Here is a 12,788-nt window from a genome sequence, read left to right on the forward strand (position 1 = left end):
AAGCTTACTTAACTGGATTCCCGCCTATGCGGGAATGACATAGAATGAAAAATGTCCGGTACTATAGTTATTTATTTAAATTAAGGTATTTTAAAACTTCTGCATCCGGTGAAATCACAAAATTAGTATCTTCTTTCTTTAAAGAATTTTTATATACTAAAAGTGATCTATAAAATTTATAAAATTCCGGATCGACGGAATAAGCGGAATTATATATTTTTGCCGCTTTCTCATCGCCGTCACCTTTAATAATTTGTGCATCTCGATAAGCTTTAGCAAGTATTATTTTACTTTCTTTATCTGCTTTTGAACGGATACGCACGCTTTCTTCCTGTCCTTCTGCTCTAATTTGGGTCGCTTCTTTTTCACGTGCCGTTTGCATACGACGATAAATAGCCGCACTATTTTCTTTCGGTAAATCTGCTCTTAAAATTCTAACATCTACAACGTCAATTCCAAAGCTTTTAGCTTCTCCGTCTACTTGATTTAAGATATTTAGCATTACGTTGCTACGTTCCTGACTTAAAAGACTACTTAGCGAAATTTTACCTATCACTTTACGCATTGACGATTCAAGATTACGAGTCAACCTAATTTTCACCCCTTGATAATCATGTACCGTTTTATAAAACATTATGGGATTATTAATTTGGAATTTGGCATAAGCATCAACAATAACTCGTTTACCATCGGCAGCCGTTAATTCTTTTGCCTCAACCTCAACATCTAAAAGACGCTTATCAAAAAATTCAACGTTTTGAATAAACGGGATTTTAATATTTAGCCCTGGATTTTCTATAGTTCTAACTGCTTCACCAAACTGGAATACTACAGCAGATTGGCGTTGGTCCACTGAAAATAAGGAGCTAAAAATCAGTATCAGCCCGAAAATAATTGTAAAAATTATATAATAAATCTTTTGTTGCATTTAATTTAATATTCCTTGTTGTTTTATCATGTAACTCTTAAAAAAACCCTTTTACGAAGATCAACTTCAAAAAGAGCAAGGAGTCTATAAGTCGAGAAGCGGAGCGTATACTTAATACGTGAGCATCGCAGAACTTATAAGACGACGTAGCCAATTTTTGAAGTTCATCGAGTAATAGCCATATGCGGCAGTAGTGCATTATTAATAATCGTTTTATTTGAACCGCCTAATATCTCTTCGACTACTTCTAAATATAACCTATCTCTAGTTACTTGCCTACCTATAGTATATTGTTTATAAATAGCATTAAATCTTTGGCTATCACCTTCTGCTTTTGATATAACTTCTTCTCTATAACCTTCTGCTTCTTGTATAATCTTTGCGGCCGCTCCTCTAGCTTCCGGCAAAATCTTATTATTATAGGCTTGAGCTTGATTTATTTCTTTCTCTTTATCTGCTTTTGAAGTTTGCACGTCTCTATAAGCGTCTATTACTTCGGCAGGCGGCTCGGCTTTTAATAGCTGCACCTTCTCAATCATAACACCGGCATTATAACTATCCAGTATCTTTTGTGCTAATTTTTCTATTTTGTAAGTAATTTCTTGCTTTTGATCAGATAATACCCAAGAAATAGGAGTATTGCCTATTACTTCTCTAACAGCACTTTCTACTGTTGCTTTTACTGTTTCTTCAGGTCTTTGTACGTTAAAAATAAAATCTTCAAGGTTATTAATATGCCACATTACGTCACAATTTAAAGCAACGATATTTTCATCACCGGTAAGCATTATACTTTCACCGGCGATATTTTTAGTATTATCGCCACCGCTACGTGCCGAGCTATTTGTACGATAACCAATCTCAATTCGCCGTGATTGTTTAACTTTCTCAACTATTATCTTTTCAAAAGGGGCAGGCAAATGATAATTAAGCCCGGGGTAGCCCTTACGCACAAAACGCCCAAATCTTATTACCGCTGCTTCTTCACCTTCTTTTATTTCATAAATACCCGAAGCAAGCCATAAAGCAATCACTGCGACAACAGCTAAAATTATTGTTTTGCTATTAAAATTAAACTGGAATTGAAATTTATCAAAATTAAATTGATTTTTACGCGGTCTTGTGAATATGTTATCTTCTTTATCAGAATCAAAATCTTTCCATGGGGATTTTTTTAAAATCGAGCTATATTTTTTACTAAGCATTTGCTTTTTTATATTATTTTAAGGATTAAGTGATTATATATATTATAGCATATAACGTCAAGTTACGAACTTAAACAGCCTTAAAAAGGAAATTTAATTATGGCGAATTTACACCAAAAGCAAATTATCGATAAACTTCAGCATATTATATTTAAAGACGGTACTTTTTTAAATAAAGTTATATCGGATATTATAATTAAGGGGAATAATATAGGTTTTTCTATAGATATATCAGGTAAAGACAAGTTAGAAGCCGAAGAAATCAGACTTAAGGCAATTAATAAACTTAACGAAATTTCGGAAATAAATAAAATAACAATTGTTTTTACCGAAAGTAAACCGATGGAGAAAAAAGCTCAAAAACCAAAACATTTTATAGAAAACGTAAAAAAAATTATCTTAGTAGCGTCAGGTAAAGGCGGAGTCGGAAAATCTACAATATCGGCTCTTATTGCTCAGCAATTGAGTCTAGAAAATTACCGAGTAGGAATAGTGGATGCCGATATTTACGGTCCGTCAATTCCCCATATATTCGGCATTAACGGAGTACCAAAAACAGAGGAGGGACGCATAATACCGATAATAGCAAAAAATATCCAAGTTATTTCTATAGGCTTTTTTGTTAAAGATCATTCGGCAATTATTTGGCGTGGTCCTATGGCGAGTAAGACCATTTATCAATTATTATCAGTAACAAAATGGGATAATTTAGATTATCTAATTATTGATATGCCGCCGGGAACTGGTGATATTCATTTAAGTATGCTAGAGAATTATCATTTAGACGGCGTGATAATAGTAACAACACCGCAAAAAATATCAGAAATAGATGTAATACGTTCCATAGATTTATATCAAAAATTAGGGCTACCGATACTCGGAATAATTGAGAATATGAGCTATATGTTTGAAAGTAATAGCGGCGGGCATTTATCGCAAAAATATAATATACCTTTAATCGCTCAAATCCCGATTATGCCGGAGATAGCCAATGCTTGCGATAAATCACTACCTCTAACAGATTTATTAACATTACCTTTAAAAGAATATTTATAATGAAAATATACGTATTGGCTGATAATAGAACAGGTAACACAAATCAGGCTATTGCACTTGCTGAAAAATTAACGCAAGAATACATTATAATTAAACTGCAGTATAATTGCTTAGCTAAGCTACCGAATTTTTTACTAAAATATTATCCTATTCATATAAAAAGTGAGCTATTGCAAGATATTATGGCAAAACCTTTACCTGATATGATAATTACCGCCGGCAGAAGAACAGCAGTTTTAGCATTTTATTTAAAAAAGAAATTTGAAAGTATACAGTTAATACAAATAATGCAGCCCTCTTTGCCTTATGATGCGTTTGATGCCGTTATTCTGCCTTATCATGATCAACGTCATTGCGAAGCCACGAAGTGGCTGCGGCAATCTCAGGACTTTTTTACTAGATTGCTTCGTCAATACTTCGTATTTCCTTGCAATGACGACTTTAAAAACATCATCCCTATCAATGGAGCTATCAACAACGTAACCGAAAAGTTCGCCGCAGCGAACTTAGAGCTACAAAAGCATTATCCTGACCTTAAACAATTTATTGCCGTGATAATCGGTGGGAATAATAAAAAATTTAATTTCAACGAAAATGAAGCAAATTTATTTTCTTCATTATTAAATAAAATATATACTAATCAACAAATACCATTTTTCATTAGTTTCAGTAGACGTACACCACAAGCCGTAAAATCAATTATTAAAAATAATATGCCGTCTTCCACAATTATTTATGACCCGAACGAAGACACAGGCTATACCGTAGATACTTCAAAAGTTGGAAGTCAAATAAGCGGCGAGCCTGCGGAGCGTATAATAATACGTGAGCACAGGCGAGTCCCGAAATTTGACGTACCAAATCTTGAAGTATCTACGGTATATAATCCATATATAGCTATGCTTGCTAATGCAAAATATATAATATCTACGGCCGACTCGATTTCAATGTGCAGTGAAGCAGCTTCAAGCGGTAAACCTCTTTATATATTCTGCCCACCAAACTTTAATTCCTCGAAGCATAAGATTTTTATAAAGCAATTAGTAGAGCAGAAAATAGCAAGAATTTTTGATGAGTCAGTTATTTCTCTAGAAGAATATAGCTACAAACCTTTAAACGAAGCAGAAAGAGTAGCTGAAATTATTAAATCTTTGATATTATAGAATTTATTCATTAGCCTCCCATTTTTCATCTATAGGCTCTAATATATCACCTTTTATCTCACCTTTATTATTAAAATTAGTACTACTCAAAGACTTTATAATGCCTTGCAGTGTTTGAACTTCAGGGGAAGAGAGGCTATTGATACGTGTAAATATATTAGTGATATTTTGCTGCATAGCGGACTTTTTGTCAGGAGCTTTGAAGAAGCCGGCTTTATCGAGTCTGCCGAATAAATTTACTAAAAAATGCTCTATTTCTTCTTTAGTAGCTAATTTTTGAATATTGTATATATCCTCTCTAGGTGTAGAATTACGAAATAATTCATAGCATATAATAATAACTGCTTGAGGGTCATGCCTCCATATTGCAGTTACGCCTATTAAAAAGCTATACGTTCAATAAGAGTACCAATAACCTTATCATGAATATCCAATGACTTGGAAAAGCAGATTGTCTTACGTGCAAGCCTCTTGCATCTCGTTCTAAGGTTCAAGTTACTTCGTTCTATCCGTTGAGTGTATTTTTTACTGATAATATGCTTTTTAGGGTCTAATAACCTAGCATAACTCCCCCATCCATCTGTATAGTAAAAAGTCACCTTGAAATTCTCTAGTTTTTTCAGTAATGATTCTAATGTGCTATCACATCTTGTACCAAACGTATAAGCAACTACTTTTAACGAAATCTTATCCAAGGCATACCAAAGCCATCGTTGTCTGGATTTATTCTGTACATAAGACCATTGTTCATCTATCTCAGGAGCAATAATTACTTCTGTTGTACTGATAGAATGATTTATTGTTTTTAATACTAGATTTTTTTAAAACACGGATAACTGTATTGATACCCACTTTTAATACTCTTACTGTATCTCTAACTCCAGAGCCGTTGATTGACATTTCTACTATTTGCTCCTTAACTCCAGGCTTAGATGCATTATTAATATACTCCAATTGAAAATATCGATTACACCGCTTGCATTGATATCTCTGTTGTTTTGAAATTGAATATCCTGACTTTATTACTTCTTCTGTGTTGTTACAATATCTACACTTAACATCTATTTTTGCCATAACTCCTTAACTATAATTCTCTCTTATTACTGTTTGAGGATTATAGACTATTTACTCTAAACTGCAATACGGAGGCACGACCCTGCTTGAGCAATATTTAATGAACTAAATTCAGTGGTGTTAATAGTGATAATCTTATTGGCAAGTGAGATTTCTTCATTACTAAGCCCGTTATTTTCCCTCCCGAACATTATCCCGACTTTTGCAGAATTTGGATAATCTAAAGGCAAATTTTGTGAAAATACGTAATCTTTATTCATAGCCCTTTTAATGCAAGTAGTAGCATATAAATATTCGAGGTCTTTAATACTATCTTCTAGGCTATCATAAATTTTTGCATTATCTATAATATTAACCGCTCCGACTGCATTATTACGTGCCACCTCATTTGGCCAGCCGTCTCTTGGAGCTACGATTCTAAGCTCATTTAAGTCAAAATTCTTCATTGCTCTAGCGGTAGCACCGATATTCTCGCCCATTTGCGGGGCAACTAATATTATAATCGGATTCATTTAAACTCTCATAACATGACAAGTATAAGCGATTGCAACTGCGTCAGCTTCATCAGAGTTAGTAATAACAGAAGTTCCAGGCAAAAGTAACTTTATCATATGCAAAATTTGGTCTTTCTCTGCATGCCCATAACCGGTTACGGTTTTTTTTACCGTATTTGGCTTAAACTCCCGCATGTCCAAATTATATCTACCGATCAGCGACATTATCGCACCTCTAGCATAGCCGAGCTTTAACGAAGTCACGCTATTAGTATTAACAAATGTTTCTTCAATCGCTGCCATATTTGGTTGATATTCTAATATTACTTTTTCTAATGTACTGTTAATAAAGGCAAGTCTATTATGAATTTCATCTTTACTATTTGTTTTAATAATACCGCTAGCTAAATATTTCAGCTTTGCGGTATCCTTTGCAACCACCGCCCATCCAAGACTCCCAAGTGCCGGATCAATCCCAAGTACTATCATAGTTATTATTTTATTTTTCTAAAATCGTCATTGCATGGTTTTTATGTCATTCCCGCAAAGGCGGGAATCCAGCATAAAGCGAGATAAATCGAGCTTTTAATTTCAAAAATTTGCTGTATTTATACTTTTTTTCTGGATTCCCGCTTCCGCGGGAATGACATAAAACGATCCATACAACAATGCTTTGAGTCGCTCGCAATGACGTTTAAATTGATTATATCTTCATATATTGATAAAATTCTTGGTTATTTTCCCACAGTTCACGCACCTTAACAAATAAAAATAAATGAACAGGGAAGCCAAAAAACCGCTCCATTTGCATTCGGGATTTTGCCCCTATCTCTTTGATTTTAGAGCCGTTTTTACCGAGTATTATAGTTTTATAGCTCTCTCTTGAAACTACTATAACTTGATTAATCTTTACGGATTTGTCTTTAAGCTCTTCCCATTTTTCGGTTTGTACAGTTAGTTTATATGGGAGTTCTTGCTGCAAATTAAAAAACAACTGCTCTCTTGTAATTTCTGCCGCAATAAAACGCATAGGTAAATCCGTTATGTCGTCTTCCGCATAAAGCCAAGGAGAAATTTTTGCCTTACTTGTTATATATTCAAGTAATCCATCAATATTTTTGCCCGATAAAGCAGATATAGGAAAAAGCAAACCATTAGGATGACTTCCCGTTAAAAAAGCTTTAATGTCATTTAGATATTTTGATTCGACGTCTATTTTGTTCAATAAAAATACCGGAACAATATTAAGTGAGCGAAGCTTATCTAAAATATTATGCGTTACATCATCAAACGGTTTTAAACTATCGATAATTAACATTACTAAATCCGCACTATGCAAACTAGACCATGCACATCTGACCATCGCCTTCTCAAGCGTCCCTTTTGGCTCAAATATACCGGGCGTATCGTATAAAATTACCTGCGTATCCTTTAAAGTAATAATACCGGTAATAATTGACCTAGTAGTTTGAACTTTTGGGGTAACGATTGAAAGCTTTTCACCGATTATTCTATTTAACAGAGTGGACTTCCCACTATTTGGTCGCCCTATTATACAGATAGATATAGTTTTTTGAGCTTGTTTTGTCATAAAGTTGACATAATTAATTATGCTCTTAATTTTCTAATTTTTGTATTAATAATTGTTTAACTCGTTGAGCGTCAGAATTCCTAGGGTTTAATTCAAGAGATTTGTTAATAGCCTCAAGAGCTAAGACGTATTTGCCTAACTGAGCTAAAACCATACTTTTATTATTATAAAAACTTGAATCATTAGGATTTAGTTCAATAGCTTTGTTAATAGCCTCAAAAGCTAAGTCATATTTGCCTAATCCCCCTAAAGCCATACCTTTATTGCTATAAGAATTTGAATCATTAGGATTTAACTCAAGAGATTTATTAATAGTTTCAAGAGCTAAGTCATATTTGCCTAGCTGAGCTAAAGCTTTACTTTTATTATTATAAAAACTTGAATCATTAGGATTTAATTCAATAGCTTTATTAAAAGCCTCAAGACCTAAATTAGCTTGGTCTGATCTACATAAAATTATACCTTTAAGATTATATAAAAGTGAATTATTGGAATCTAAGCGTATAGCTTTATGGTCATGCGACTTGGAAAAGCAGATTGTCTTACGTGCAAGCCTCTTGCATCTCGTTCTAAGGTTCAAGTTACTTCGTTCTATCCGTTGAGTGTATTTTTTACTGATAATATGCTTTTTAGGGTCTAATAACCTAGCATAACTCCCCCATCCATCTGTATAGTAAAAAGTCACCTTGAAATTCTCTAGTTTTTTCAGTAATGATTCTAATGTGCTATCACATCTTGTACCAAACGTATAAGCAACTACTTTTAACGAAATCTTATCCAAGGCATACCAAAGCCATCGTTGTCTGGATTTATTCTGTACATAAGACCATTGTTCATCTATCTCAGGAGCAATAATTACTTTTGTTGTACTGATAGAATGATTTATTGTTTTTAATACTAGATTTTTTTAAAACACGGATAACTGTATTGATACCCACTTTTAATACTCTTACTGTATCTCTAACTCCAGAGCCGTTGATTGACATTTCTACTATTTGCTCCTTAACTCCAGGCTTAGAGCACGACCAGCTTTATTAACAGCTTCAATAGCTAAATCATACTGACCAGACTTATATAGTTTGTTGGCTTCATCAACATAATCTGTATAGGAAACAGTGTTATTATTTGTTTCAGCTTTACTGATTGATGTAATGATTGACAAAAAAGCAAAAAATAAAAATTTAAAGTATTGTTTCATATTATTCTCTTATTAATATTACATTTTGATAATTATTTATTTGAGCTTATGTAATAATTTCCTTGCTGCGTTTTTTTCGGCTTCTTTTATAGAGTGTCCTGTACCTGTTTGTTCATAATCTTTTACTTTCACAAGCACCGTAAAAGTTGATGAATGGGCTGCCCCTTCTCTTTTTATCAGACGGTATATAGGTAGGTGATGGCTACTCGCTTGAGCCCATTCTTGTAAAGCAGTTTTTGGATCATAATCCGTTAAATTCTGAATTTTTATAAATTCTGCCCATAATTTCCTGATAATATTACGGGTTGTTTCAATATTACTATCAAGATATATAGCTGCAATTAAAGCTTCCGTAGCATTTTCTATATTATTAGGATTATCACGCCCGCCTGCTACTTCTTCACCATGAGTCATAATTATATAATCTTTTAAAGTGAGCTTGGTCCCAACCACACATATTGTTTCTTTGCAAACTAAATATGATCTAATTTTAGCTAAATTTCCCTCATTATAATTTGCAAAATTCTTAAATAAAATTTCCGTGACTACTAAATTTAATACAGCATCACCTAGGAACTCTAATCGTTCATAATCTTTATCATCCTTATACTCATGATGTTGTCTTAAAGACGGATGACTCAACGCTTCTATTAAAAGCTCTTTATTTTTGAAACTATAGCCTAGTAATTTTTCTAACTTCTCAAATGATTCCATTATTCATCCATGCTATAAAGGTTTTTGAACATGCGATTTAACCTAACAGATTCAATCCATGGCTTTAACTTTAGTACTAGATTAATAACTCCTATATCATTATCCCACCAAGTTATTTTTGTTGAGAACCAAATAAATTGTGCTTTAGCAATAAAATTTTCAAACGGTACAAATCCAAGATTTACTCTACTATCATTTGACTGATCTCTATTATCCCCTAAAAAAAAATATTTTCCTTCAGGTACATAAAAAACATCCGTATTACCGTATCTATCATTATATATAACGCCAAAAATAGGAGCAAGCTTATAAGAAAAATACGTTCTACCGTTTGGCAACGTTTCTTTAAACTTCAAATATTTTATTCCTTCTTCGCTAATATAAGTTCCAACTTCCGTGCGTTCTATTTTTTTATCGTTAATATATATTACGTCATCAATCAATTGAATTTTATCGCCGGGTAGCCCTATTAAACGCTTTATATATCTAACATTCATATCGTTAGGCGGGCGAAAAACTACAATATCACCACGCTCCGGTTCGCGTGCAAATATTCGTCCTTTAAAAAGATTTATGAAATCAAAGAAAGATAAAGAATAATTACTATAACCATAACTATATTTCGTAGAAAATATATAGTCATTCTCAAGTATGGTTGCTTTCATAGAACCGGTCGGAACGGTAAACGGCTCCATAATAAGTATTCTAATAAGTAAAGCGATACATATTACAAAAGCAAAAGAACCCCACTCTTGCTTAGTTGTTTTATTAGTGTTTGTTTTTGTATTATCTGTTTGCATAATTTATTTCTTTTTTATGGGTGGATGTCATTCCTGCGGAAGCAGGAATCTAGTAAAATATATAATTATTGTACTAACATTAAAATTGGTTATTTTGTGGATTCCTGCTTCCGCAGGAATGACATCTTGAACGTTCATATAGCACTGGACCACCCCTTTATCCTATCCTCAATCTCGCTTCTAAAATGGCGTATCAGCCCTTGGACCGGCCAAGCTGCCGCATCACCTAAGGCACAAATAGTATGCCCCTCTATTTCTTTCGTAACATTAAGAAGCTCGTCTATCTCGGATTTTTGGGCATTACCTTTAACTAGCCGCATCATAACTCGCCACATCCAGCCCGTACCCTCACGACAAGGAGTACATTGCCCACATGATTCGTGCATATAAAATTTACTAAGGCGTGCTATTGCATAAATAATGTCAGTAGATTTATCCATAACAATAATACCGCCTGTACCGAGTCCGGAACCTGCTGTCCTCAAACTATCGAAGTCCATATCTACTTCACATAATGACTTAGGAAGTAAAGGCACCGAAGAACCACCCGGAATTATGGCTTTAAGATTATCCCAACCGCCTCGAACACCGCCGGCATATTTCTCAATCAATTCTTTTAACGAAATTCCCATTGCCTCTTCAACATTACAAGGCTTATTAACATGCCCCGATATGCAGAAAATCTTAGTACCGGCATTGTTAGGCTTACCGATAGAAGCAAACCAACTAGCTCCTCGTCTTAAAATGGTCGGCACTACTGCAATAGACTCAACATTATTTATAGTAGTCGGGCAGCCATATAGCCCAAATCCAGCAGGAAAAGGCGGCTTTAAACGAGGCATGCCTTTTTTACCCTCTAAGCTTTCAAGTAATGCAGTTTCCTCACCGCAAATATAAGCCCCCGCCCCACGATGTAAATAAATATTACAATCAAAGCCTGAACCGCAAGCATTCTTTCCTATTAACCCGTCTTTATAAGCTTCGTCTAATGCACGCTGAATATTGGAAGCTTCATTGTAAAACTCACCTCTGATGTAGATATAACAATTATTTGCTCCTATAGCAAAACTTGCAAGCAAACAGCCTTCTATCAATTTATGCGGCTCAAACCTTAATATATCACGGTCTTTACAAGTACCTGGCTCAGACTCATCAGCATTTACTACTAAATAGCAAGGTTTCTCTGGATTTTTGGGCATAAACGACCATTTCATACCAGTAGAAAATCCGGCACCGCCTCGCCCTCTAAGTCCTGATTTCTTGACCTCTTCAATAATAAACTCTCTACCTTTATCAAGCAACGCTTTAGTATTATCCCAATCTCCTCGCTTCTTGCTAGATTTCAAATCATGGCTTTGCTGCCCATGTAGGTTAGTAAAAATTTTGTCTTCTTCTTTTAGCATAAACTATTCTCGTTATGGCTTAAAAACGTCGTTGCGAGGAAAGGCGAAGCCTTGACGTGGCAATCTCGTCAAATATTCCTGAGATTGCGTACGTACAAAACTTACAGTTTTTCCTCGCAATGACGATTCATTACCTTTCTATTACTTTCTTATTAAACTTCCTATTAGCAAACATTGTAAGTATCGGAGCGGAGATAAAAATTGATGAATAAGTACCGGCTATTATCCCAAAAAATACAAGAACGCTAAAACTACGGATTGCCTCACCACCAAAAAGAATAAGGGCTAAATTGGCAAGTAGTGTAGTAATTACCGTTAAAATAGTTCTTGATAAAGTCTCATTGATACTTAAATTTATAATTTCCGTGATATTTTTTTTATGATATTTACGTAAATTTTCTCTAATCCTATCATATATTACTACCGAATCATTAACGGAATAACCTATAATAGTTAACACTGCGGCAATAGTGCTTAAGTTAAAATCAAGCTTAGTCATACTCATAAAACCAAGGGCGAGTATTACGTCATGCACTAAGGCGATAAGTATACCAAGACCAAAATACCACTCAAAACGCACCCAAATATAAACCATAATAGCTAAGAAAGAGAATAGCATCGCCATAGCCCCCGCTTCTATTAGCTGCCTACCGACTTGCGGACCGACAAAATCTACCTTACGATATTCAAACTTATACGGAAAATTACTTTGCAAAGATGCTTTAATTATCTCAATATTTTTCATGAGATTTTCTTCGCTACTACTACCGAATCTAATCGATAAATCACGCTCACTACCGAAATTCTGTAAGACTACCTCACCTATTCCAAGCTCACCTAGAACCTGACGCATTTTTGGCAAATCAGGAGTTTGATCAAGCCTTACTTCAATAACTATACCGCCGGCAAAATCAATACCGAAATTAAATTTATATATACCGATCCAAATAAAGCTAATGAGTGATAAAATAATTGAGAAACTGTAACTGACTTTTTTAAAATTCATAAAATCAAAATCGATTTTATTAGGTAAAAGTCTTAAAGGATAAATTTGCATTATTAATATTTCGTTGAATAAAAGTTATATACTGCTTGTATTTCAAGAACCCTCATTTTATTTTGAGAGGTGAACACCCGCAGCCTATACTTAATAGGTGAGGAT

13 protein-coding genes and 3 pseudogenes are annotated in these 12,788 nt (G+C 34.2%); 2 read left to right on the plus strand and 14 right to left on the minus strand.

Annotated elements, in window-relative coordinates; genetic code table 11:
• Positions 1-67: 67 nt before the first annotated feature.
• Positions 68-928, minus strand: a complete 861-nt coding sequence (gene hflC, locus ACNFN7_RS05075) for a protease modulator HflC (protein ID WP_485441100.1) — start codon at positions 926-928, stop codon at positions 68-70.
• 164 nt (positions 929-1,092) lie between these two features.
• The gene (gene hflK / locus ACNFN7_RS05080) at positions 1,093-2,133 is read right to left on the minus strand and encodes an FtsH protease activity modulator HflK (protein ID WP_485441101.1); all 1,041 of its coding nucleotides are present in this window, start codon (positions 2,131-2,133) and stop codon (positions 1,093-1,095) included.
• A gap of 99 nt (positions 2,134-2,232) precedes the next feature.
• Between hflK and ACNFN7_RS05085 the strand changes: the two genes are divergently transcribed.
• Together ACNFN7_RS05085 and ACNFN7_RS05090 are read left to right on the plus strand one after the other, a co-directional pair.
• On the plus strand, positions 2,233-3,189 hold the full coding sequence (locus ACNFN7_RS05085; protein ID WP_485441102.1) for an Mrp/NBP35 family ATP-binding protein: 957 nt from the start codon (positions 2,233-2,235) through the stop codon (positions 3,187-3,189).
• A complete protein-coding gene (locus ACNFN7_RS05090; protein WP_485441103.1) occupies positions 3,189-4,352 on the plus strand; it encodes a mitochondrial fission ELM1 family protein in 1,164 nt (387 codons plus the stop codon). Before ACNFN7_RS05085 ends, ACNFN7_RS05090 begins: the two co-directional genes overlap by 1 nt.
• 84 nt (positions 4,353-4,436) lie before the next feature.
• Here ACNFN7_RS05090 and ACNFN7_RS05095 read toward each other — a convergent pair.
• The 12 genes and pseudogenes from ACNFN7_RS05095 to secF form a co-directional block, all read right to left on the minus strand.
• A pseudogene (locus ACNFN7_RS05095) lies at positions 4,437-4,700 on the minus strand (RNA methyltransferase); the annotation flags it as partial.
• A gap of 32 nt (positions 4,701-4,732) precedes the next feature.
• Positions 4,733-5,426, minus strand: a pseudogene (locus ACNFN7_RS05100) (IS1 family transposase).
• A gap of 83 nt (positions 5,427-5,509) precedes the next feature.
• Positions 5,510-5,938 (minus strand): annotated as a pseudogene (locus tag ACNFN7_RS05105) (RNA methyltransferase); the annotation flags it as partial.
• Entirely contained in the window at positions 5,939-6,409 is a 471-nt protein-coding gene (ruvC, locus tag ACNFN7_RS05110; protein WP_485441104.1) for a crossover junction endodeoxyribonuclease RuvC, read from the minus strand.
• A gap of 214 nt (positions 6,410-6,623) precedes the next feature.
• On the minus strand, positions 6,624-7,511 hold the full coding sequence (era, locus tag ACNFN7_RS05115; RefSeq protein WP_485441105.1) for a GTPase Era: 888 nt from the start codon (positions 7,509-7,511) through the stop codon (positions 6,624-6,626).
• A gap of 25 nt (positions 7,512-7,536) precedes the next feature.
• A complete protein-coding gene (locus ACNFN7_RS05120; RefSeq protein WP_485441244.1) occupies positions 7,537-8,397 on the minus strand; it encodes an IS1 family transposase in 861 nt (286 codons plus the stop codon).
• Positions 8,354-8,497, minus strand: coding sequence for an IS1-like element transposase (locus ACNFN7_RS05125; RefSeq protein ID WP_485441106.1), 144 nt, complete (start codon positions 8,495-8,497; stop codon positions 8,354-8,356). Before ACNFN7_RS05125 ends, ACNFN7_RS05120 begins: the two co-directional genes overlap by 44 nt.
• Before the next feature lie 5 nt (positions 8,498-8,502).
• Positions 8,503-8,709, minus strand: coding sequence for a hypothetical protein (locus tag ACNFN7_RS05130; protein ID WP_485441107.1), 207 nt, complete (start codon positions 8,707-8,709; stop codon positions 8,503-8,505).
• Between the two features lie 36 nt (positions 8,710-8,745).
• Positions 8,746-9,423 carry a ribonuclease III gene (rnc, locus tag ACNFN7_RS05135; protein WP_485441108.1) on the minus strand — a complete coding sequence of 226 codons (678 nt, stop codon included), beginning with the start codon at positions 9,421-9,423 and terminating at the stop codon, positions 8,746-8,748.
• Positions 9,423-10,223, minus strand: a complete 801-nt coding sequence (lepB, locus tag ACNFN7_RS05140; RefSeq protein ID WP_485441109.1) for a signal peptidase I — start codon at positions 10,221-10,223, stop codon at positions 9,423-9,425. The genes rnc and lepB overlap by 1 nt, the downstream gene beginning before the upstream one ends.
• A 134-nt stretch (positions 10,224-10,357) precedes the next feature.
• Positions 10,358-11,626 carry an NADH-quinone oxidoreductase subunit NuoF gene (gene nuoF / locus ACNFN7_RS05145; RefSeq protein WP_485441110.1) on the minus strand — a complete coding sequence of 423 codons (1,269 nt, stop codon included), beginning with the start codon at positions 11,624-11,626 and terminating at the stop codon, positions 10,358-10,360.
• Positions 11,627-11,756: 130 nt separating this feature from the next.
• Positions 11,757-12,683: a protein translocase subunit SecF gene (secF, locus tag ACNFN7_RS05150; protein ID WP_485441111.1), complete on the minus strand. Its 927-nt coding sequence runs from the start codon at positions 12,681-12,683 to the stop codon at positions 11,757-11,759.
• Between the last annotated feature and the right edge of the window lie 105 nt (positions 12,684-12,788).

The organism is Rickettsia sp. MAE-05, from assembly GCF_057319745.1.